At 32.6% G+C, this 22398-nt stretch carries 22 protein-coding genes and 1 other RNA gene; 9 read left to right on the top strand and 14 right to left on the bottom strand.

Features of this window, described 5'->3' with window-relative positions:
* Positions 1 to 82: 82 nt before the first annotated feature.
* Positions 83 to 1288, bottom strand: a complete 1206-nt coding sequence (locus tag Q1A60_RS16965) for an NAD(P)-dependent oxidoreductase (RefSeq protein ID WP_299767568.1) — start codon at positions 1286 to 1288, stop codon at positions 83 to 85.
* 275 nt (positions 1289 to 1563) lie between these two features.
* On the opposite strand from Q1A60_RS16965, the gene ssrA reads away from it, so the two are divergent.
* Positions 1564 to 1963: a transfer-messenger RNA gene (gene ssrA, locus Q1A60_RS16960) on the top strand.
* Positions 1964 to 2394: 431 nt separating this feature from the next.
* Here ssrA and Q1A60_RS16955 read toward each other — a convergent pair.
* From Q1A60_RS16955 to Q1A60_RS16935, 5 genes are all read right to left on the bottom strand, one after another.
* Positions 2395 to 2772, bottom strand: coding sequence for a type II toxin-antitoxin system HicB family antitoxin (locus Q1A60_RS16955; protein ID WP_299767569.1), 378 nt, complete (start codon positions 2770 to 2772; stop codon positions 2395 to 2397).
* A 41-nt stretch (positions 2773 to 2813) separates the two neighbouring features.
* Positions 2814 to 2999, bottom strand: coding sequence for a type II toxin-antitoxin system HicA family toxin (locus Q1A60_RS16950; protein ID WP_299767570.1), 186 nt, complete (start codon positions 2997 to 2999; stop codon positions 2814 to 2816).
* Positions 3000 to 3578: 579 nt separating this feature from the next.
* Positions 3579 to 3797 carry a hypothetical protein gene (locus tag Q1A60_RS16945; protein ID WP_299767571.1) on the bottom strand — a complete coding sequence of 73 codons (219 nt, stop codon included), beginning with the start codon at positions 3795 to 3797 and terminating at the stop codon, positions 3579 to 3581.
* Between the two features lie 13 nt (positions 3798 to 3810).
* Positions 3811 to 4017, bottom strand: a complete 207-nt coding sequence (locus Q1A60_RS16940) for a hypothetical protein (protein ID WP_299767572.1) — start codon at positions 4015 to 4017, stop codon at positions 3811 to 3813.
* A 503-nt stretch (positions 4018 to 4520) separates the two neighbouring features.
* Complete coding sequence (locus tag Q1A60_RS16935; RefSeq protein ID WP_299767573.1) at positions 4521 to 6182, bottom strand: AraC family transcriptional regulator; 1662 nt, start codon at positions 6180 to 6182, stop codon at positions 4521 to 4523.
* A 542-nt stretch (positions 6183 to 6724) separates the two neighbouring features.
* Between Q1A60_RS16935 and Q1A60_RS16930 the strand changes: the two genes are divergently transcribed.
* On the top strand, positions 6725 to 6949 hold the full coding sequence (locus Q1A60_RS16930; protein ID WP_299767574.1) for a hypothetical protein: 225 nt from the start codon (positions 6725 to 6727) through the stop codon (positions 6947 to 6949).
* A 111-nt stretch (positions 6950 to 7060) separates the two neighbouring features.
* Here the strand turns inward: Q1A60_RS16930 and Q1A60_RS16925 are convergent, their stop codons facing one another.
* Entirely contained in the window at positions 7061 to 7228 is a 168-nt protein-coding gene (locus tag Q1A60_RS16925; RefSeq protein ID WP_299767575.1) for a hypothetical protein, read from the bottom strand.
* An 83-nt stretch (positions 7229 to 7311) separates the two neighbouring features.
* The gene (locus Q1A60_RS16920) at positions 7312 to 8895 is read right to left on the bottom strand and encodes an AraC family transcriptional regulator (protein WP_299767576.1); all 1584 of its coding nucleotides are present in this window, start codon (positions 8893 to 8895) and stop codon (positions 7312 to 7314) included.
* Positions 8896 to 9532: 637 nt separating this feature from the next.
* Here Q1A60_RS16920 and Q1A60_RS16915 point away from each other — a divergent pair.
* From Q1A60_RS16915 to Q1A60_RS16900, 4 genes are all read left to right on the top strand, one after another.
* Positions 9533 to 9745, top strand: a complete 213-nt coding sequence (locus Q1A60_RS16915; protein WP_299767577.1) for a hypothetical protein — start codon at positions 9533 to 9535, stop codon at positions 9743 to 9745.
* A 211-nt stretch (positions 9746 to 9956) separates the two neighbouring features.
* Positions 9957 to 10145 (top strand): hypothetical protein, encoded by a 189-nt coding sequence (locus Q1A60_RS16910; RefSeq protein ID WP_299767578.1) that lies wholly within the window; start codon positions 9957 to 9959, stop codon positions 10143 to 10145.
* A gap of 74 nt (positions 10146 to 10219) precedes the next feature.
* A complete protein-coding gene (locus tag Q1A60_RS16905; protein WP_299767579.1) occupies positions 10220 to 10372 on the top strand; it encodes a hypothetical protein in 153 nt (50 codons plus the stop codon).
* Positions 10373 to 10567: 195 nt separating this feature from the next.
* Positions 10568 to 11176, top strand: coding sequence for a hypothetical protein (locus Q1A60_RS16900; protein ID WP_299767580.1), 609 nt, complete (start codon positions 10568 to 10570; stop codon positions 11174 to 11176).
* On the opposite strand, the gene Q1A60_RS16895 is transcribed toward Q1A60_RS16900, so the two are convergent.
* Positions 11173 to 11628 (bottom strand): Na(+)-translocating NADH-quinone reductase subunit F, encoded by a 456-nt coding sequence (locus Q1A60_RS16895; protein WP_299767581.1) that lies wholly within the window; start codon positions 11626 to 11628, stop codon positions 11173 to 11175. The two genes, Q1A60_RS16900 and Q1A60_RS16895, sit on opposite strands and share 4 nt — an antisense overlap.
* Positions 11629 to 12133: 505 nt before the next feature.
* Between Q1A60_RS16895 and Q1A60_RS16890 the strand changes: the two genes are divergently transcribed.
* From Q1A60_RS16890 to Q1A60_RS16880, 3 genes are all read left to right on the top strand, one after another.
* Entirely contained in the window at positions 12134 to 15325 is a 3192-nt protein-coding gene (locus Q1A60_RS16890) for a M36 family metallopeptidase (RefSeq protein ID WP_299767582.1), read from the top strand.
* 403 nt (positions 15326 to 15728) lie between these two features.
* The gene (locus tag Q1A60_RS16885) at positions 15729 to 16877 is read left to right on the top strand and encodes a hypothetical protein (RefSeq protein WP_299767583.1); all 1149 of its coding nucleotides are present in this window, start codon (positions 15729 to 15731) and stop codon (positions 16875 to 16877) included.
* Positions 16878 to 16894: 17 nt separating this feature from the next.
* Positions 16895 to 18940, top strand: a complete 2046-nt coding sequence (locus Q1A60_RS16880; protein WP_299767584.1) for an FG-GAP-like repeat-containing protein — start codon at positions 16895 to 16897, stop codon at positions 18938 to 18940.
* 79 nt (positions 18941 to 19019) lie between these two features.
* On the opposite strand, the gene Q1A60_RS16875 is transcribed toward Q1A60_RS16880, so the two are convergent.
* From Q1A60_RS16875 to Q1A60_RS16855, 5 genes are all read right to left on the bottom strand, one after another.
* Positions 19020 to 19406: a rhodanese-like domain-containing protein gene (locus Q1A60_RS16875; RefSeq protein WP_299767585.1), complete on the bottom strand. Its 387-nt coding sequence runs from the start codon at positions 19404 to 19406 to the stop codon at positions 19020 to 19022.
* A gap of 10 nt (positions 19407 to 19416) precedes the next feature.
* Positions 19417 to 19722, bottom strand: a complete 306-nt coding sequence (locus Q1A60_RS16870) for a rhodanese-like domain-containing protein (protein WP_299767586.1) — start codon at positions 19720 to 19722, stop codon at positions 19417 to 19419.
* Positions 19719 to 21107: an MBL fold metallo-hydrolase gene (locus tag Q1A60_RS16865; protein ID WP_299767587.1), complete on the bottom strand. Its 1389-nt coding sequence runs from the start codon at positions 21105 to 21107 to the stop codon at positions 19719 to 19721. The genes Q1A60_RS16870 and Q1A60_RS16865 overlap by 4 nt, the downstream gene beginning before the upstream one ends.
* A 104-nt stretch (positions 21108 to 21211) precedes the next feature.
* Entirely contained in the window at positions 21212 to 21841 is a 630-nt protein-coding gene (locus tag Q1A60_RS16860) for a thioredoxin family protein (RefSeq protein ID WP_299767588.1), read from the bottom strand.
* Positions 21838 to 22344, bottom strand: coding sequence for a TlpA disulfide reductase family protein (locus Q1A60_RS16855; RefSeq protein WP_299767589.1), 507 nt, complete (start codon positions 22342 to 22344; stop codon positions 21838 to 21840). The genes Q1A60_RS16860 and Q1A60_RS16855 overlap by 4 nt, the downstream gene beginning before the upstream one ends.
* Between the last annotated feature and the right edge of the window lie 54 nt (positions 22345 to 22398).

The following is a 22398-nucleotide window of genomic DNA, read 5'->3' as shown; positions in this document are numbered from 1 at the left end:
AGAATCTATATACAGCAACAAGTTTTATACCACATTATGTAACTAAAATCAACACATTTTATATCAATTTATGTATAAGAAACTATTCCTTTCCATCTACATAGTCTTGTAAATAGGCATATCGTGCTGTTAATTTTCCGTTTTGCGTCATTAATGCACGCTCTAAAATTCCATCGGCATCATCATTAAAAAAGGAAGGAATGACATGTTTCATAAACATTTCTCCAAAACCTTCACTCGCATCTTTAGGTAATTCACACGGAAGGTTATCTACCGCCATCATGGCAATAGCCCCTGGAGCATCCATAGCAACTTCAGTTTCTGTTTTTGGGTCATAGCCATAAAACGGGTCTGCAATGGTAGAAGGTCGTATAGTACTGGCTACAGGACCATCTATATCACAAGATACATCTGCTACTAAATTGATTTTAAACTCTGGATGTTTAGCATCTTCTCGAGTAAATAAGAAAGGGGCACCGTCTCCATAAAAATGACCAGCAATAAAGTAATCGGTCACTTTTGCATATTTCATAAAATCACTCTCATAGGGAGAAGGATCTTTATAGAATGCATATTTATCACCTTCACCGCCATCTTTACGCTTATTATATTCCATCACATCAATGAGACAGTATACAGGTTCGTCAAAGTCTTGTAATAAGTAGGCTTCATCTGTCACTTCTCTTATTTGCAAATGGTCTAAAATCTCTTTAGCTCCTTTTGCTACTTTTCCGGTTCCTGAAAGTGCAATTTTAATGGTAGGAAGTGTAATTTTATCTAGCTCTTGTTTTACTTCATCAAGATCACGTAAGTATTCTACTTTAGGTAATTCAAAAAGTCCGTCGCGTATTCCTAGTAATCGAAAACCGTTATAGGCACCTACCAATCCTGCATAACGTCCAAAACCAATAAGCCTAGCGCCATTGGCTTTAATAATCACTTCATGATCATACATCTCAATATTCTTATCAAGCATAGCACGCAATAATTTTCTATTGTAAGGCTGTTTTTTAATGGTATGACTAAAGAAGAAATACTTTTTATTAGGCACAAGTGCATCAATAGGCACTTCTTTTACACCTAACATCACATCGGCGTCTGTGACATCTTGTGTTACTTCAAAACCTTCTGATGCATAGGCTTGATCTGAAAAAATTCTAATATCTGAAGATTCGACTACAAAAGAGGCATCAGGAAATTGTGATCGTGCTTCTGCAAGCATCTGAGGAGAAAAAACGACTCTACGATCTGGTGGATTTTTACGTTCTTTTATAATGGCAAACTTCATGAATATGTATTTTATGTTCTGTTGATTTGTCAGTTAAGCGATGTGGTACGCCTTTTGACATAAATTATATAGCAAATATATGGGTTTAAGTCCTATATTTGCGGACTTGTTTTGCTTTCGCGAAAGCGTATACAAAATAATACTATTTTCTAGACGGTATCTATTATTTACATCGGAAAATGTTCATTGAAAATAAATGAGATATCGATGAATTCCTGAAACAAGTTCAGGATTCAATTCGATTACGGTACGTATAACGTGCCCATCTTATGGAAGGGGTCGATTTGGTTTTGACAGCGAGATTAACCAAATGGTAAGCACGTCGAGCGCTGGGATATAGCTCGTAAATATCATATTTCAAACTTTTTAAACGGCGAAAATAACTACGCCCTAGCTGCATAATCCGAATTATAGTAGGATTACGCCTCGGTCTACAAGGTAGACAAGCAGGAAGTCACTCAAACACCTTGGTTTGCGGTTTTTGATATAGTGACTTCGTAAAAGTAAACCTAGTTTTTGTAGGGTCTTGATACGAAAGCGAAATTTAATTGAGAATAAGGTAATCCTTGGTAGTTTCTGACCGGTGGTTGCACGAAAACTAATTAGAAACTAAACGTGTAGAAAGCTATTTCGTTACTTGTTTGGACGGCGGTTCGAGTCCGCCCGACTCCACTTATTATCGTTTACATAAAACCTTAATCACTTTATTAACAGATGATTAAGGTTTTTATGTTGATTTTCTTAGACAACATTTAGACAATAATTTTATTTAACTTTGAATTATTGGATTTTTTTAACCTTCATGTTTAAATAATTTCCTAACCATAATCTCACCGTTATTTGTATTCATTCTAAATAGATTAATTGTTACATCAAGTCGAATATTTGCGATTTGGATTATCGCACTTATTTACACTAAATACAAATATGTTGTTGTATTCAAGTTCTAAGCAGATTAAATTATATTTTCAACTATAATCAAACAATAAAAGGGCTACTAATGTAGCCCTTTTGAAAGGTAAAGATTAAGAAAAACAGAGTTTTAAAATGTTTTTTTTTCTTAAAAATTGGTGTGATAAATGTTCAATGAAAATTGAATAATTAATTTACTTAACTAAAACAACATCACTAAAATCTTCAGCTAATCTATGTAAACCTTTACTAATATCCAACAACTTCTTGTCAGAAAGGTTTGTTAAACCGCTTATATATTGTCGGAATAAACTTCTATTCATTCCTATGTAATCTGCAAAAGCAGATTTATTTAAAACGTTATAATATTCAAAAAATTGCTCTAAATCTATAACGTATTCTAATTTAATATCTTCAATGCTCTCTAATTTCAACTCTAACGCATCCGATAAATTTTCCTTTATTTCTGTTAAACTATCAGCGACCGACACAATTCCGCTAATTTCTTTAATGTAACCAGAAAAGCCAGTTCCAGTTTTTTCTATTACTGCTGTTAATGATTTTTTTTCCATGTTTGTGTATTTTTTCTCCGAATCTGAAAAAGATGGGGCTATTAAAGCCCCGCCTCTTTCAAGATACTATGTAAAGTACCTTTTGCTAATTCTTTACTCCCGTGTCTGGGAATAACTAACTCGCCGTTTTTCTCTGGATGTCTATACAGATCATGTTTTTTTCCATGACGATGTATATGCCATCCATCTTTTTTAAGCCTCCTAAGAAGCTCACTAACTTTAGCCATTTTGCTATAGTTTTTAAATTAAACATCAATTTTTCAAAGAACTTAATCTTTATCACATTGCAAATATATAACATATTTGTTATATAACAAAATTGTTATGTTTAATTTAATAAACATGTAAACTTATAAAGTATCCTAAAGAATATAAAGGATTGAATTAGTTCGAATCTGTAGTTTCAGCGCTTTTCATCTTCTGTAATCAGGCGTATAATTTTTCTAAATTAACCTTTAATGTAAAAAATATTAGAAAGAAAGAGCACAAGAAGAAGATAAAGACAACAACAGGAAATAGTTTTAACACCCCAAAAGAAGGGTAATTGCTTTTAGCATTAATGACTCATGTTTCCTGGCGCTTATGTATTAGTTTTCTATTACAAACACCTTAGTAATACTTAGTGTATTTCACTAACTCCCCCTCTGGGGTATCTAAATTCATAAGCCTTGCAAATCTGGTGAAATCTCACACCTAGTTTGCTTTACATCAATAAACGTTTAAGTTTATTTTTTGATCATTTTTAAGCATTTATTATTACTTTTTGGATATAATCTAGGTTTATGACAATATACACACTTATATTGTCATAGGTTTTCTAAAGTTTTTGTTTCAATCCCTTTACGCTTCATCATTCTACATCTAGCAACTGCATTTTCATCATCCATTTGATGCGCAAATCTTTGTGTATATCCACATGATAGCACAACCATTATTTCGGGCGGATAGCTCCTGTCAATTTTTGCAACCTCTTTTCTATTCTCAAAATAAGGCTTAAAGTCTCTATCAAATAATTCTTTACTCATTTTTAGCAAAGGTTTACATTCCTAGTATATCTTTTTTAGTTACTCGTTTTCCGCTATTTAATATCTTTTCCCACTTCTTTACTCGCTTCTCCTTTGGTGTTAGCTCAGGAACTATTTTAGTTTCTTCCTGAGCTTCAAACCGATTGATTAACTTCCGCAAGACGTCGATTTCCTTTTGAGTTAATGGGTTGCTAATCTTTTCCTTTTTTGGCTTACTCATAGCAGTATTAATTTATCATTCCATAAATATAATTATTTAATACTTGCTATTTTTTGATAGGTACTACTTTCATTCTTTGTTATTCCTAATTGTGATAGGGTTGGAGTTTCACTCGTTAGTCCTTATACATTAACTCCCGACTCCACGATCATTCATAATTGCGTTATGTTATGGATTAAATTAAAAAACCCAATCAAATATATTTGATTGGGTTTCCTGTTTTTATCTAGCTAAGACTTATATGCCTTACTACTATTAATTTCTAACAACCATTTACTTGATTTGTATTACAAGAATCACATCTTGTTCTAAAACATGTTGCAGGTGGTGGACAGACATTAAAGGGTTCACTCTCTGGCCAACATATGTGATTGCCCGAACCACCAACAATAGTATCAGAAATTGTAAGTTTTGAAATATGTAGTTTGTTCAGTGATAGTTTTTTTAGAGATTTTTTTTTCATGATTCTTATGTTGTTATTGAAGAGATATGAATATACAAAATTACACCTCGCCTTTTCGTTTATTCTTTAAATTCTTAATATAGTATGAAGGCGTAATGCCCGTTTTTTTTCTAAAAGCTACTGTAAATGAACCTATAGAATTAAAACTAGCTTCTTTAGCAATGCTCAAAATTGTATAATGATGTAATCTCGGGTTTACTTTTAACTCGTGTAAAATATATTCAATACGTAAATCATTAATATAGTGAACAAACGTCTTCCCTTTGTACGTATTTATAATCTTTGATAAATACTTTGTATTGGTAGATAGTTTTTTAGCTAATAATGTTATAGTGATTGTTCTTTTTAAAAATCCGTTTTTCGATTCAAATATTTCTAACTTATGTAATACTGAAGAAACTATTTCTGGATCAATATTCAAATCTTGAGACGCTTTTTCTATCTCTATTTTTGGAGTTTCTTCTGGTTTGTATTCTAACTCCTTCACGACATTCTCAAAACGTCGTTTATATATTTTATGCCTCCTAAATTGGATGATAATGACTGTAATAGTTATCACAATTATAATTAGAAGAAAAATGAAATTTATACTCAGATTATAATTTTTATTTTCTAATTTACTAATTAACAGCTCTTTATTCCTAAGAAATTCTGGCGTATCAAACTCTGTATTTAATTTATAGGAAGTCTTTATTTTTCTAACAGCAATAATACTATCAAATTTCAACAATTTATTTATCGCATACAATTGTCCTGAATAATCATCATTTTTTTTGTGATTAATCTTTAAATACTCATAAGTTTCTCTGACTTCTGGAATGACAATATCAACTTTTGTAAGCAACGAATCTATTTTTTGATAATATGATATCGAGAGATCTTTGTCTATAGATTCATTTATTTTTCCTAAATAAAATTGTGCAAGAATATAATATCTTAGATAGTATAGCGAATTTGAGTTTATAAGAGATACACCTTCTTCTAATAATACCTTAGCCTTCCTGTAGTCTTTTTTATAAAATTCATTAATTCCTTCATTAATAATTGCCATACTTAGAATGTATGAATATTTTTTTCTTACAAGTTTAATGACTGAATGATGATAATAAGAAGCCGAGTCATATTTTTTGTTATACCTATACGACTCTGCCAATCTTAAAGTAGTTAATACTATATTTTCTTCAGACACATCATCTCGTTTATTTTTACGATCAAACTCTCTCTTATATAATTTTAATGCTTCCTCATAATTTCCTATCTCGGTTTTTATTTTTGCAATATTTTCTCTAGCTATTCCTTGATACAATGTGTCATTTCCTTTCTGGGCAATACTTAAAACTCGAAGGTATTGTTCAAGAGCATTTTCATAATCATAAGAATTCTTATAGTACAATCCTAAACTATTATACGTAGCAATAGAATACAAAGAATCTATATGACTGTTTTCTGCTAATGATGCCTGTATAAGTTGTAGTTTTTCCTTTTTAGTATCTACGTAGTAAGAAAGATCATTAAATGCTAACGCTCTATTTATTCTATTGCCTTCTTTTGTTGCTTTACTAAGAAAAGTATTGAGATATAATTTCGAATGAGTCGTATCAGAGACACGTTTCTTATATTGATTATAAAGATAAAAATATGTTTTTCCTGCTAAGGTATCTGGCACTTCAAATACTTTATCTTGTGCATATATAGGACTCACACATAACAAGAATACTAAGAAAAAATAGGCTTTATTACTTACGTATAAACATGCTTTCAACTTGATAGGGAATATTATTTAAGATTGTAATGTAATCAAATTAGCAATAGTAATGTAAGAAAGTGTTTTTATTAAAGGATAAACTTTATAATTTATAAAGAATTATATTTTAGGATGTACTCTTTTTTAAATAATGAAAGGTATTAAACTCCACTACAAGCCTTAGACCCTACAAAATAAATTCATAGAGTATAAAAAACGTTTTAAAAAATGATATAGCGACATAAGTCTAAGTGTTTTCTCATTAAATAGAAAAACAAACACAAAACACTCAAAATCAATTATTTAAATGTTTACTTAAATGATTCAATTCCGTGAATCAGAACAAGTATTCCTTGTACCACACGTTTAAAAAAATGACATTTGAATGTCACATTACATAGGGTATTCCTAGTATAAAACATCTCTGTAATAAGTGACAGACATACACTTGAATGTCTTTAAATGATCAAGATATAGATCAATTAATAAAACCCACAATTATGAAAAATTTATTGAACATTGGACGAAATTTAAACACTACTGAATTAAAAAGCATTGCTGCTGGTGATGGAGCAACTTTTACAAGACCTGGTGATGAAGGATGGCCATGTAGTGCTTATGAATGTCCAGGTGACACTGTATGTACTGTAGATGGTTATTGTATATCTCCTGGCGGTGGTGGCGGTGGTGACATGTGCCCTGAAAATGTTGGGATGCAATGTTAAGTAAGAGAAGTAACGTTTACTATTTATTTGGGTCTGCTTCATACAAAGCAGACCCATTTTAAATGTACCATATGATTCTTTTATTATTTAAAAGAATATATGATATGGATATTAACAACCGTTAGCTGGAGTACTTCCTGGACAATTATTATTAGTTGGAGGACAATGATATGGACGACTTCTTCCTCCGCAAATACCAGAACCACCCATAATTACATCTGAACTTGTGAGTTTTGAAATAGTTAATTTATCAAAACGTAGTTTTTTTAATTTTTTCATTGTTTTTTTGAATTAGAACTATCAAGATACAAAATAATGGACATAAATGTCTAGAATAATTTACAGCGCTAACTGAATCTTTACTAAATTTCAGATACTAGTTTTTGTTTTTTCAAATTCTTTATATAATATGAAGGGGTTATACCTGTTTTTTTCTTAAAAGCAGTTGTAAAGGATTCAGCAGAGTTAAAACTTGCTTCTTTTGCAATACCTAAAATCGTATAACGTTGAAGTGTTGTATTGACTTTTAGTTCATCCAAAATGTATTCAATACGTAAATCATTGATATAATGAATAAATGTTTTTCCCTTATAAATATTAATAATCCTAGATAAATATTTTGTGTTTGTAGAGAGCTTTTTAGCGAGTAATGTTACCGTAATTCCATTTTTTAAAAACCTTTTTTTTGTTTCAAAAACCTGTAGCTTATTTAAAATCAATGAAACTGTTTTGGGATCAATATTCAAATTTTGAAATGTTTTTTCTACGTCTACTTTTGGAACTTCTTTAGTTGTATTATTAGATTCATTTAATAAATTCTCAAAGCGCAACTTATATAGTCTATGTCGTCTAAATTGAATGATAATAATCCCTGTAATGATAAGAAACAGTATTAGTAGAAGGACAAATTTTAAATTGAGATTCTGATTTTTATTTTCTAATTTTTGAATTACTATTTCTTTACTTTTTAATAATTCAGGAGTGTCAAATTCAGCATTTAATTTTTCTCCCATACTAATTCTAATAGCATTCTTAATACTATCAAATTTCATGAGTTTGTTAATCACATGTAACTGTTCTTCATAAGAATTATTCTTTGTATGTTCTGTTAATAATGATACATACGTATCTCTTACCTCGGGAATAACGATATCTACTTTTGTAAGTAAAGAATCTACTTTTAAAAAATGATCTATTGCGCGTTGATTATCTGAAAATTGATGTATTTTCCCTAAGTAGAATTGCGATATTATATAATATTTCAAATAAAACGCAGAGTTCGTATTTATAAGAGAGGCTCCTTCTTCCAATAAAATTTTAGCCTGCTTATATTCCTTTTTATAAAACAAATTAGCTCCTTCGTTTATCTTTGCAATACTTAAAAAATAAGGATACTTTTTTTCTATTTTATCTATGACCGAATGATAATAATTGGAAGCTGAGTCATACTTCTTATTATTTCGAAATGAATTTGCTAAATATAATGACACATCAACAATGGCTACATCTTCTATAGGGTTCTTGTTTTTTTCTATCTCATAACATTTTTTATATAATTCTAAAGCCTCTTCATGCTTTCCAATATTTGTTTTAAGTTCAGCGATATTAGTGGTCGCTATAACTTCATACGTTTTGTATTTATATTTTTTAGAAAGACGTAGTACTCTAAGATATTCTGTAAGCGCCTTGTCATAATCATAATAATCTAGATAATATAATCCTAAATTATTATAAGCTGCTATAGAATATGTAGAATCTAAACTATGACTCTCAATTAAAGACTTCTGTATAAGATCTAATTTAACTTCTTTAGATTTTACATAATAGGAAAGTTCATTTAATGCTCTTGCCTTATTTTTGGAGTCATTAGTTAAAGTAGCTTTATAGAGGCAAGCATTAAGATACATCTTAGAAGAAATGGTGTCTTCAACATTTTGTCCCTGCATTGTATATAAATAATCATACGTTTTATTTTTGAGAGAATCAGGTATTTCTAATATTCCATCTTGCGCATATACGCAACTATACAAACAACATAAGCTCCAAAATAAAAAAAACCGTATGCTATTGAAATACATAAATGTGCACATTTAGGGAGATTGCATTTTTTCTCTAAAATAATCAAATCAAAACGATACATTCATAACAACGTAGATTTAACATCTTTATTAAGAGAAATACTTCTATATTTCTAGTATACGCTTTCGCGAAAGCGAACTCATTTCGAATTATATTTAAAAAACATAAGATATTAAAAGTGAGCGGTTACATTATAAAAATTTGATATTACTTCCTCAAAAAAACAGAATACAACATCCGTTCCGATATTTTTTTCCTCTTACTACGCTGCACTTTTAAAAAACATATAAAGTACTAAAAAACAAATACTTAAATTTAATTTTTAATACTGAAATTCCGCGAATTCCTGTAAATTTTTCTTGTATTCTCTTAGTAAAACAATGAAGTTTGAGTGTAAGATGATAGTACTTAGTGTATTACTACGAACTAGACAAATTACTAAAGACATACGTCTTGAATGTCTCTAAATGTTCAAGATTTTTAAAAAAATTAAAACTAAAACTTATGAAAAAATTATCAAATTTAGGAAGCATTCTAAGCAAAGAAGAACAGAAAGAAATTAATGGAGGTCGACTTAGACCAATTGGTTGTGCATCGGGAAGCTGTGTTGGTTTTCCATATCTATGTCAAGAAGGAACTAATGTATGTGCCGTTCCAGGTCCTGGAGGGAGCGTATGTTACGGGACTCATAATGGATCTGTTTGTTGCTTAAACTAATTTATTAAGCCTACATCATTTAAAGAGACCTCTTTTAAATAGCTTCATCTACTTAAAAAACACTGCACGAATTCAAATCTATAATTCATTGTACGCTTGTTACTATTTGACCATAGTAAAATGAAATAATGAGTAGTGTTTAAGTAGATCATTTATTTTAAAACTAAGGTAGTCTCTAACTATTCTTTTATTAACCATAAAAATATAATTCATGAAAAACTTATTAAAATTAGGAAAAGTACTAAGTAAAATTGAACAAAAAGAAATTCAAGGAGCACGTCGTCCATTTATTGGTAGTGGTTGTGGTCCATCTTGTCCATCTACATGTGCATCTCTAGGAGGTATTTGCGTACCATGTTCTGATATATTTGGATCTGGTGAAGAGTGTAGAATCTTCTAATTAGCTAATAAATGGACATAAATCTTGAGTGTCTTTAAAAGTTCAAGATTTCAGTAATTATAAACAATGAAATTATGAAAGATTTATTAAGTCTAGGAAAAGTTTTAACTAAAGTAGAACAACAAGAAGTTGACGGAGGAAATTGGGACCCAAATTGTGGTCGCGTAGCACTTTGTGCAGATTGTCTAAATCCTGGGCCTTGTGCTCATGTTTGCGCAAATTGCTAGTAACAAAATAGTGAGGTCGTATTATTTTAATAAATACGACCTTATTTTTGTTTTAAAATCTTTTCTCTATTGCACTACAATTAAGAAAGAAGCTAAAAGTCAAATACTTTCTCAGCACACGAATCTTTACTATTACAGAAATAGTTCTTTGGAAGATTAATTCGTATTTTACAATATGATTAGTAATTATATTGTATGAAAACGTTCTACACACCCATTTTACTGATTGCATTTACACTGCTTATTACCACAGCATGTCAATCTCATAAAAACATCCAACCTAATGTAATAAAAACAGACACATTAGATCTTGGGTATATGTATTGGGCAAATGATTTTACACCCTTTGGTTTTGGGTCACGTTATAGCCTTATACTTTTAGGCACGGTTACCAAAATAGAAAACCCTGCTGAGGTTTCTGAAGATGCTATATATACATCTGTAGAAGGCCATATCACTATAAAAGAAGTGATTTTAGATTCAAAATCACATGGCAATGATATGAACAGTATAGGAAGTATAACCACCGATTGTTTTGAAGGAACTACCCTTTCAAATGGAGATCAAGTACTTGTATTTTGTGTTTCTTATGAAGGTAATTATGCAATAACTGGTAAACAATCTATCATAAAAATCCCTAAAAATGACAAAAGATATATCACTTCTATAAAAAAGTATATAAATGCATCTTATGATCCTAGAATTATAGAAAAAGATATAGAATTGTGGAGAAAAGTAGCTGTAGGTGATGCCCTAGAAAACTATCTTAAAGAATATAAAGACTATCTTAAAGAAAAAAATTAAAAAGCTAGCTCATAAACTGGAGCATGATCTTCTTTAAACTCAAATAACTTCGAGTAATCCATTACATTAGTGATGTTATCAAGTTTACATAAAAAAGAAATAGTCTCAGAAAGACCCTGAAATAAAGTCTCTTTATCTTCTGGATTAGAAGGTTTTATATTTTTATAAGTAAGTGGCAAGGAATACCCACAAGCTTCTAAAAAAACAGCTTCTATCTGTAATAATTCTTGGGGTGTATACCCATTAAATTTTCTTCCCAAGCCTTGATGTACTTTTCCAATATAATTTAAAATTATAGAACCATGCACATCAGAAAGATGTTTCCAAGCATCTGTATTATCAAGTATATTACCTACTGCACAAGATTTACAACATTCTGGATGCAGTGTATTATTGTGAAAGGCTGTGTACAATTTTGTAATAGCGTGCTCTAATCTTTTCGATGTATACATAACTCCAATATTATGAATTTAAAATACAATATATGATGTAATGACCATAAAAATTAACACTCTTTATTTTTTTTGAGTACGCTTTCGCGAAAGCGTATAAAAATAAATAGTATTTCTTAAACAAAAAGAAAACACCTTTAAGAATTTGATATTCAGAGATTTAAATGTATTTTAAAAAATATTTACTCTTGCTCGGTAGGGTTTTTCAATTTTTAATTGTTATATCTTTATATATTAACTATTTTTAACTCGTTATCGTTTAATATTTAATAACTAACTAATTACATAACCTAAGTAAATTTTTATCGGAGCTTACACATTAGCATAGATTTTAATTTACTTTTAAAACTTTTATTACTAATGCATTTAAAGGGGAATTAATAAATGTGGTATTTCAATAATATAATAGCTTCCAAAATAGTAAATATTGAGAATTCCATTTTTAACTATTCACTCAATCAATCACTCAAACGCTTTAATAGCATAAAGCAAAACACTAAAAAATATGTTTAAAAAATTACACGCATTACTACTACTTGCATGTCTGGGCTTTTTTACAATAAATGCGCAAAGCCAATCATCAGATGTGACTATGTATTTGTTACAACAAGTACAAAACAATGATTTAAATCCTACAGACATTGCTAACTATAAAATTACTAGTCAGCATACAAGTAGTCAAAGTGGGATATTACACATTTACTTCAGACAATCTTACAATGGTCATGAGGTAATTGGTACAGAAAGTAGCATTCACCTAAAAAATGGGAATCTAATAAAAGGACAACATACATTTATAAAAGATGTTGATCAGAAAATTGGAGTTGTATCACCTACTCTTAGTCAAACTGAAGCTATTCAACGTATCGCTGAAAGAATGCAGTATTCAATTACGTCTTCTATTACGCAATTACCAAACAATAGTAATTTTCCAGACAAGACATTATTTAGTAATGGAGGTATCTCAAAAAAAGACATCCCTACCGAGCTAGTATATAGCAAACTAGAAAATGGTAAATGGGTAGCTACTTGGGAAATTTCTATACAAGAAGTAAATGATAATAATTGGTATAACTTTTTTGTTGATGCTACAACAGGATTAATTATCTCAAGAAATAACTGGATGATACAGTGTGATGCAGGACACGCACATGACCATTCAAAAGATGCCGCTACTGCTTTTAACATGGGACCTGCCGCAGCTGCAACTGCAGTTATGGATAATGGAACATATAATGTATTTGCATTACCACTTGCTTCTCCACTACAAGGTGATCGTAGTATTGTATCAGATCCACACGATGTGATTGCATCTCCTTTTGGATGGCATGATACTGATGGAGCAGATGGAGCAGAATTTACAGTTACAGAAGGAAATAATGTAAATGCATTTGAAGCTGGTAATAATAATGGGTACCAACCTGATGGTGGTGCTGGACTTGTTTTTGATTTCCCTTACAATCCTGTATTCAGTAATGGTGACCAGTCTGAAGACGCAGCTATTACAAATCTTTTTTACTGGAGTAACGTGATACACGATATTACGTACCGTTATGGTTTTGACGAAGCTAGTGGTAACTTTCAAGTAAATAATTATGGAAACGGAGGATTAGGAAATGATTCTGTTAATGCATTATCTCAAATTGGAGATAACTGTAATGCTTTCTTCGGTACTCCACCAGATGGTATTTCTGGAGAAATGTCTAATTTCATTTGTGGAAATAGAGATGGAAGTACAGACAACTTAGTAATAGTTCATGAATATGGACACGGTGTTTCAATACGTCTTACTGGTGGTGGAGGTAACTCTGGATGTCTTTCTAACGATGAGCAGATGGGAGAAGGATGGAGTGACTGGTATGGAACAGTTCTTACCATTGAAGCTGATGACGTAAGCACTGACTTACGCCCTGTAGGAAACTGGTTATTTGGTCAAGATGAAAATGGACCTGGAATTAGAGCTTTTCCTTACACAACAGATCTAGCACAAGATCCTAGAACATATAATTCAATCCAAGGTACTGGTGGGCCTCACCCATTAGGTTCTGTTTGGGCTGCAATGTTATGGGAAGTAACATGGGGATTAATTGAAGAGCATGGATTTGATCCAGATTTATATAATGGTACAGGAGGTAATAATATTGCATTAGCATTAGTTACTGAAGGTTTAAAATTACAACCTTGTAGCCCAGGATTTGTAGACGGAAGAGATGCTATCTTAGCAGCAGATGCAGCACTTTTTAATGGTGAAAACCAATGTATCATATGGGAAGCATTTGCAAAAAGAGGTTTAGGCTTTAGTGCTGATCAAGGTTCTTCTAATAATAGAAATGATGGAACAGAAGCTTTTGATTCTTTATCTATAACATTAAGTACTCCAGACACAGTATTTTGTGTATCTGAAGCAACAATGGTTCTAGACGGAGGATTACCAGCAGGAGGAATCTATTCTGGACCAGGAGTAACTGACGATGGAAATGGTATGACATATACATTTGACCCTGCAGCAGCTGGAATTGGTGTACATACAGTTACATATACAGCAGAAAGTGAATGTTCTGAAGGAAATACAGATACAGATACTATAGAAGTGCGTTCTGACACTCCAATTTTAGAATGTCAAGACATTACTATCGAAGTAAATGACGAACAAGAAGTTGTCGTAATCACACCAGGAGATGTAATTGCAAATTTCCCAGCAGGAGATAATTATACAGTTGATCAAACTGGAGAATTTGCTCCAGCAGATATCAATGGAACTGGAGTTGGCTTAGGAGATGATCAAGTATCTGGTGCGTTACCTATAGGTTTTGATTTTGAATTCTTTGGAGAAACTTATCAAAACTTTTATATCTCATCAAATGGTTTTATCACATTCTCATCTGGAGTAGATAATGGATGTTGTACAGGACCAGTGCTTCCATCAACTGATGGTATAGATAATCTTATTGCTTTTGCATGGGAAGATATAAACCCAACTGCAGGAGGATCAATTAGCTATCAAACAATTGGTACTGCTCCTAATAGAACACTTGTTATGGAATTTGATAATGTACCGTATTTTGGATCTACAAATGCAGTGACTTCGCAAGTACATTTACTTGAAGGATCTAACATAGTAGAGATACACAGTGCGTCAATACCTGCAGATGGTAACGCGACACAAGGTATAGAAAACATAGACGGAACAATTGGAGTAGCAACACCTGGACGTAATTCAGCTAGCTGGAGTGCGACAGATGATTATGTTGCTTTTATTCCAGAAGAAGGAGTATTTGGTGATAACTGTGGAAACGAAACTACAGTAACATTAGATATAGATACTTTTGATTGTAGTGATGATGGTAATAATACAGTAACAATAACAGTAACTGATACAGCAGGAAATACATCAACGTGTACTGCTACAGTAACTATTGACTGTACATTAGCTATTGAAGAGAACACACTTTCTGATCAAGTAAGCATGTTCCCTAACCCTACAAGTTCAAGTTTCTCATTAAATTGGGATGCTACTAATAGCCTTGAGCAATTAGAGATCTTTGATATCACTGGTAAAAAAGTGAAAAGTATAGATATTCAAGCAGGAACTTCTCAATTACAAGTAGATGTTAATACACTTAACACAGGAATCTATTTAGTAAAAGCAAGTACTGCTAATGGAGAAACATTTATTGATAAATTAATTATCAAATAATAATACATAACACATACTTTTACAAAAAGGGTTGTCTTGTTTTAAGACAACCCTTTTTTTATTGAAACTACTTTAGAATTGTATTCCTTACTAAATACGCTTTCGCGAAAGCGTATAAAGCACGCATAATTCAGGCAATCTTTTAATAGGTAATATTGAACATGCAAAACAAAGGAACCTACTATAAAACAAGCATTAAGACTACTACATCTTTTTTTAACAGTTTTAGGTAGGAACTTTTGACATTCAGTTGTTATTTTAGTAGAAGATAGCAAATCAACGCTTTTTTAACACCATAACAAGACAGCGTACAAAATAATAACATGTTTTGTGTTATTTTGCTATTAAAAAGGGGATTAAACCAATTATAATAAAAACCATATTTTTCAAAACTACATTAAATATGAGTAAGTATTACTTAACACTCACGACTATACTATTTACACTATTATTATCCTGCGGAAACGACGACAACTATACACCTATGGGAGAAACAGATGATGACCCCATGATGACAGATGATGACGGAGGAAGTACCGATGATGAAGGAAGTACAGATGAAGATATGGGAGTGACTATTGATTTAACAGCTGTCCCTTTTGATACCTTATCTGAATATGGTTTTTTTGATGGAAATCTAGCTAATCTTACTCCTAACGAAGGAGTACTAGAATACTCTTTAATCAATAAACTTTTTTCTGACTACTCTATAAAAAAACGTTTTATATGGATGCCTGAGGGAGTGAGTGCTTCCTATGATGCAGATGATAAACTATTAGTGTTTCCTGTAGGGACCATCATTATAAAAAACTTCTTTTATGATAATGTACTGCCTCAAAACGCAAGACAAATTCTAGAGACACGACTTCTTATAAATACTGCAGATGGTTGGGAATTTGCAGACTATATCTGGAATGAAACACAAACTGAAGCTACATACAATTTAGATGGCAGTAATGTAGATATTATGTGGGAATTAAATGGTGAAACAAGATCTGTAAACTATAGAATACCTAACGTAACAGAGTGTCAAACATGTCATAAATCTGGAGATACTTCTATTCCTATTGGACCCAAACCTCAAAACCTCAATAGAGATTTCACATATACAGATGGAAGCACAGCAAACCAACTAGATAAATGGATTGAAGAAGGATATTTACAATCAGTTCCTGCAGATGTAAGCGCTCTTATAGACTGGCAAGATACCAGTGCTCCATTAAAAGATAGAGTTCGCAACTATTTTGAGGTTAACTGCGCACACTGTCATATAGACGACGGACATTGTTCGTATAGACCTATACGCTTAGATTACACATCATCTCTTCTAGATGAAAATATTGGAGTATGTGTAGTACCTGATGAAGACTTAGGCAATGGACTTACACACATTATACGACCTGGTAACATACAACGATCTACCCTATACTTTAGACTAAATACAACCGCAGAAGAAGCACGTATGCCGTTATTAGGAAGAACACTTATACATGAAGAAGCAGTAACCCTCTTAGAAGAATTTATCAATGAATTAGATACAGAATGCGAATAAACTAAACTAAACTAATTATGAAAAAACTACTATTTTACACCACATTGTTGTGCTTGCCTATTGCAATACATGCGCAACAAGACTGTGCAAATGCTGTTCCCGTAGCAGCAGGAACGCATACTGTAGACGGTATAGATGGACAAGCTCCAACTCCTGTATGTACTACAGAAACAACAAATCAAGCTAATAATGGAGAATGGTATATCTATACAGCCCCAGCAGGAGATGATGTGTATGTAACCGTAACTTCAGATTTAGAAGTTAACTCAGGTGGAGATACGCGTGTACAAATATATGCTGGCACTTGTGACAATTTAAATTGTCTTGTAGGAGACGATGATGGTGGGAATATTGGAGAGGGTTTTCTATCGGTAGCTTCTTTTCAAGCAAACGCAGGAGAGTCTTACTATATCGCTTGGGATAACAGATGGTCATCAGCTGGCTTCGATTTTGAAATAAATGAAGCAGATGCGGCGCCTCCAGGGCAACTTACATTTACGGCACAAAGTGTTTCTACAAGTGGATCTCGATTAGCAATGGTAGACATGAATGGTGATTATCTTGATGATTTAGTTTCGGTAACCGCTAATAATATAAACATCAATTATCAGCTCGAAACAGGTGGTTTTAATCCTGTAGACATTAATACTACAAATGCAGACTATACACCATCTTGGAGTCTTGCTGCTGGTGATATAGATGGCAATGGGTATAATGACCTTCTATACGGAGGTGGTAATGGTGTTACCTTTATGATGGCAAATGAAGATGGTACTGCGTATACTGAAGTTTCTGGGCCAGAGTTTGTATTTTCACAACGTTCCAATTTTGTAGATCTTAATAATGATGGGCATTTAGATGCATTTGTATGCCATGATATTGCGCCTAATGTATATTACATAAATGATGGTGAAGGAAATCTTACCTTCTACCAAGGAGCAGATCCAGACGGAATTCCTTCTGGATTAGGACTTGTAAGTAATGGAGGTAACTACGGTACCGTATGGATTGATTACGATAATGATCGTGATATGGATCTCTTTATTGCTAAGTGTCGTGGAGGAAATACAGATGCAAAAATCAATGAACTTCATAGAAATAATGGAGATAATACGTATACAAATGTGGCTCCAGATAGTGGAGTAGACTTAGCCGACCCATTACAGACATGGTCTTCTGCATGGGGAGATTATGATAATGATGGAGATATGGATGGGTATATTGGCGCTAGTTCTACTTCAGATGGACCTACAAAGTATGTGCGTAATAATGGAGACGGTACATTTACTGATATTTCTGGATCTGTAGACCTTTCTAACACACCATTAGGAATTGAAAATGCACCTGCCGATTTTGATAATGATGGGCATATTGATATATTCTCTAACGGACGAATTCTTTTAAATGGAGGTGATGGACTATCGTTTACAACAATCACACAAACAGTACCAGATAGTGGGGCTATAGGAGATGCAAACAACGATGGATTTCTTGATATTTTCAGTAATGGACTTTTCTTAAACAATGGGAATGACAACAACTGGATTAAAATTGTTACTATAGGAGACGAAAGTAACATAAATGGTATTGGAGCTCGTGTAGAAATAACGTCTCCTGGGCTAGGCACTCAAATTAGAGATGTAAGAAGTGGAGAAGGCTTTAGATATATGAGTTCACTTAATACACATTTTGGTCTTGGTCAAGATGAAGAGATCGAAATAGTAACAGTATACTGGCCATCTGGGCAAATTTCTGTAGTTGAAAACCCTGACATTAATGATACACTTATTATAGATGAAAGTGAAGCATTAAGCATAGATGATATCACTGGAAACGATCTAAAAGTATATCCAAACCCAGCTGACAACATTATTAATTTAGAGACATCTATTCAATTAAATAATGCAATCTACTCTGTATTTACAGTAGAAGGAAAGCGTGTATTAAATGCTAAACTTGATGACACTAAAACAATAGATGTAAGCAATCTTGCTACTGGAAACTATTTTATACGTATTCTACAAGATAACAACACCTATGTTCAACAATTTTTGAAAAAGTAAAATAGAAATACTGTTGTAACAAAAAAGCGTGCTAAAAGCACGCTTTTTTATGTCATTATTTTAATATCCGGAAGTAATATCACTCTTCAACTTCATTACCTTGAGCCATCCATTGTGATATCCCTCCCTCTAAATCATATATCTTTTCAAAACCAGCTTCCTTTAATAAAGAAGCACATTTTGCACTCCTGCCTCCTTTTTGACAATATACATATACTGGTTTTTCTTTATCTAAAGATGCTATTTGAGTTTCCCAATCATCGCCTTGATATACAATGTTTTTAGCATTTTTAATATGATTAGAAGCATATTCATTACGTGTACGAACATCTATCAATTGTACAGTCTCAGCCTTAAGTACATCTTTCATTTCTTGAACAGAAATTATTTCGACACGAGGCGTTGTAGCTTTCTCTTTACAAGCTACAATCACAACTAAAAAACATATAGATAAGAAAAAACGCATTGTTATAATTTTATAATTCTTCTTCCCAAGCCATATAACCACCTATCATATTATAGGTGTTTTCAAAGCCTAATTGACTCATAATAGTACATGCTTGACCACTACGATTTCCAGAACGACAATAAATATAATAATTCTTTTCAGCATCTAATTTTTTGACTTCATCTATAAACCCTTGCCCTAAAAATATATCTATGTGATGTGCATTTTCTAATGCACCCTCATCAACTTCATCCTGCGTACGAACATCTAGAATCACTGCATTATCATCGGTTGCTATGAGTGACTTCCACTCTTCTACTGTTATATCTTTCATTCTGTTATTTTAATTGTTCCTAATTCTGTTTTCTTAATAGCCCCATAGCCTCCTAAGACATTCACCATATTCACGCCCTGAGATCGAGCTATAGATGCATATATTAAAGATCTATACCCTCCAGCACAATGCACATGATAGGTCTTTGCAGGATCTAATTCCTTACTATTTGTATGTACATTATCTAATGGCTTATGAGCAATTCCCTCTATATGGCTTGTTGCAAATTCTCCATCTTTACGCACATCTACTGGATATGCAATACTTCCGTTTGACAAACCATCTATAAATTCTTGCGCTGTAATTTCTTGTGTTTGTACTACTTCTTTCCCTTCAGCAATCCAAGCATCTATCCCTCCTTTAAGGTATCCTAAACTATGATCGTATCCTACTCTAGAAAGACGTGTTGCTACCTCTTCTTCCTTTCCTTTTTCAGTGATAACGATAATTTTCTGATTAATATCCTTTACGATTGCACCTACCCAAGGAGCAAACTGCCCGCTCAATCCAACAAACCAGGCTTGTGATAGCGATGCTTTCGCGAAAGCGGAAACACTTCTTGTATCCAACACCAATACATCATTTTGAGATGCTAAATCCTCAAACGCAGATACCGAAAGTGGTGTCGTCCCTCTTTTAATGATCGTGTCAAAATCTGTGTTTACACGTTTATTCATCGCTACGTTCTCAGGAAAATAACTAGGTGGCGCACTTAACCCTGTGACCAATTCTTTTATAAAATCTTGCTTTTCTAATTTAAAAGCATAATTAGTTTCTTTTTGATTTCCCAATGTATCACTGGTCTGGCTACTCATATTTTTCCCACAAGCAGAACCCGCTCCATGAGCTGGGTACACTATAATATCATCAGAGAGTGGCATAATACGATTATGCAAACTATCATAAAGATGTCCTGCTAAATCCTCTTTAGTCAGATTTGATTTTGCTGCAAGATCTGGACGTCCTACATCTCCTATAAATAAAGTATCCCCTGTAAAAAGCGCTTGTTCTTTACCATCTTCATCTCTTAATAAATAACATGTAGACTCCATCGTGTGTCCAGGTGTATGGATAACTTCTATTTGAAGTGCTCCAACCTGAAAAACTTCTCCATCTTTAGCACCATGATAGTCATAAGCAGCTTTTGCGTTAGGTCCAAGTATTACAGTAGCTCCAGTTGCCTTTGCCAGATCTACCTGTCCGCTTACAAAATCAGCATGAAAATGCGTAAGAAATATATATTTAATAGTACTATCATGATCATTAGCAAGATCAAGATATGGTTGCACCTCTCGTAAAGGATCTATAATGATAGCTTCTCCTTGGGAACATATAAAATAAGCCCCTTGAGCTAAGCATTTTGTATACATCTGTTCTAAGATCATAAACACGTATAGTTTAATGCAAATTTAAGGAAATAAAATAGGGAGATACAAAAAATCGAAACTTGATTAAGTTTCGATTTTTACAAATATAGTAGCGTAATTCGTTATCCTTTTATCGAACAACCTATTGCTTTTGTTTCTGTAACTTCAATTGTTTTACCTGTAAGCAATGCATCTACAGCATTTTCAAGATACTTTTCTTTTACGGCATTGGCATTTCTAGAATTATCATCGATAGCACCTATATATTTTACGACATTCCCTTTATCCGTTTTTTGAAGTAAATATACGTGAGGTGTTTTTGTAGCGCCGTAGGTTGGATATACCTTTTGACCTTCATCAAAAAGATATGGAAATGTAAATCCTTTCTCTTTTGCTCTTTGCTTTATTGCATCAAAACTATCACCCGGTTTTACAGCTGGATTATTAGGATTAATTGCAATGACTGGATATCCTAAATTCTTATACTTTGCATCTAGCGCAATGATACGATCTTCATTTGCAACCGAAAAAGGACAGGTATTACAGGTAAAAATGACAATAAATCCTTTTGCGTCTGTATAATCTGAATAGGACACATACCGCCCATCAATATTCTTTAGTGAAATATCTGCTGCAACATCTCCTACTCCATATCCGTTGCCTCCTACTTTATTTGGGTTGATAGATTTTACGACAAAAGCCGATAAAATCACAACAACAGCAATAGCAGTTAAAATCTTTAATGTTTTCATAAAAATAATTTAAGCTCTTTTTCTAGCGCTTCATAGGTAAAAGATTGCTCGTAAAAAGAACGTTTTTCATCACTATATATAATGGTTGCAGGAATAGCCCCAGACCAACTAACATCTACTTTTGGTATCCAACTATTGGCATCCCCATCGTCTAAAAATACTACTTCTGATTGAATATTCCGTTTTTCTATAAAATGTGTGAGACGTTCTGTCTGCTCAGGAAAATCTAAACTCACTAAAATTACCTTTACTCCTTCGGTACCATATGTCGTTCTTAATTCTTCAAAATGTGGTAATTCTTTGACACATGGCTTACACCAAGTAGCCCAAAAATTTACCACATGCACCGCTGCATCAGAAGCTTCTAGATATGACTCCAACCCTTCATAATCTACCGTTACAAAAGGCATATCCTCCTCTAAATCTGTAAAAGATACAATCTCTTGGTTCCCTCCCTTACAACTTATCAAAAGCAATAATCCTATGAATGCATAAAATTTCATTAGTACAAAAGTATAGTACGATTTGTATTCTCTATGTACTATTAACAAACTTTG

Source organism: uncultured Dokdonia sp. (assembly GCF_947492535.1).
In the GTDB taxonomy this organism is placed as follows: domain Bacteria; phylum Bacteroidota; class Bacteroidia; order Flavobacteriales; family Flavobacteriaceae; genus Dokdonia.
Note: the sequence above shows the minus strand (reverse complement) of the source record. Positions and strands in the feature narration are given on the sequence as shown.

Coding starts and splice junctions, on each gene's coding strand:
- Q1A60_RS16945 (WP_299767571.1), bottom strand. CDS start 3,797: ATGAGTAAAGAATTATTTGATAGAGACTTTAAGCCTTATTTTGAGAAT.
- Q1A60_RS16965 (WP_299767568.1), bottom strand. CDS start 1,288: ATGAAGTTTGCCATTATAAAAGAACGTAAAAATCCACCAGATCGTAGA.
- Q1A60_RS16950 (WP_299767570.1), bottom strand. CDS start 2,999: ATGGCTAAAGTTAGTGAGCTTCTTAGGAGGCTTAAAAAAGATGGATGG.
- Q1A60_RS16925 (WP_299767575.1), bottom strand. CDS start 7,228: ATGAAAAAATTAAAAAAACTACGTTTTGATAAATTAACTATTTCAAAA.
- Q1A60_RS16910 (WP_299767578.1), top strand. CDS start 9,957: ATGAAAAACTTATTAAAATTAGGAAAAGTACTAAGTAAAATTGAACAA.
- Q1A60_RS16875 (WP_299767585.1), bottom strand. CDS start 19,406: ATGCGTTTTTTCTTATCTATATGTTTTTTAGTTGTGATTGTAGCTTGT.
- Q1A60_RS16955 (WP_299767569.1), bottom strand. CDS start 2,772: ATGGAAAAAAAATCATTAACAGCAGTAATAGAAAAAACTGGAACTGGC.
- Q1A60_RS16880 (WP_299767584.1), top strand. CDS start 16,895: ATGAAAAAACTACTATTTTACACCACATTGTTGTGCTTGCCTATTGCA.
- Q1A60_RS16905 (WP_299767579.1), top strand. CDS start 10,220: ATGAAAGATTTATTAAGTCTAGGAAAAGTTTTAACTAAAGTAGAACAA.
- Q1A60_RS16885 (WP_299767583.1), top strand. CDS start 15,729: ATGAGTAAGTATTACTTAACACTCACGACTATACTATTTACACTATTA.
- Q1A60_RS16870 (WP_299767586.1), bottom strand. CDS start 19,722: ATGAAAGATATAACAGTAGAAGAGTGGAAGTCACTCATAGCAACCGAT.
- Q1A60_RS16860 (WP_299767588.1), bottom strand. CDS start 21,841: ATGAAAACATTAAAGATTTTAACTGCTATTGCTGTTGTTGTGATTTTA.
- Q1A60_RS16940 (WP_299767572.1), bottom strand. CDS start 4,017: ATGAGTAAGCCAAAAAAGGAAAAGATTAGCAACCCATTAACTCAAAAG.
- Q1A60_RS16930 (WP_299767574.1), top strand. CDS start 6,725: ATGAAAAATTTATTGAACATTGGACGAAATTTAAACACTACTGAATTA.
- Q1A60_RS16890 (WP_299767582.1), top strand. CDS start 12,134: ATGTTTAAAAAATTACACGCATTACTACTACTTGCATGTCTGGGCTTT.
- Q1A60_RS16920 (WP_299767576.1), bottom strand. CDS start 8,895: ATGCAGGGACAAAATGTTGAAGACACCATTTCTTCTAAGATGTATCTT.
- Q1A60_RS16915 (WP_299767577.1), top strand. CDS start 9,533: ATGAAAAAATTATCAAATTTAGGAAGCATTCTAAGCAAAGAAGAACAG.
- Q1A60_RS16865 (WP_299767587.1), bottom strand. CDS start 21,107: ATGATCTTAGAACAGATGTATACAAAATGCTTAGCTCAAGGGGCTTAT.
- Q1A60_RS16900 (WP_299767580.1), top strand. CDS start 10,568: ATGAAAACGTTCTACACACCCATTTTACTGATTGCATTTACACTGCTT.
- Q1A60_RS16895 (WP_299767581.1), bottom strand. CDS start 11,628: ATGTATACATCGAAAAGATTAGAGCACGCTATTACAAAATTGTACACA.
- Q1A60_RS16855 (WP_299767589.1), bottom strand. CDS start 22,344: ATGAAATTTTATGCATTCATAGGATTATTGCTTTTGATAAGTTGTAAG.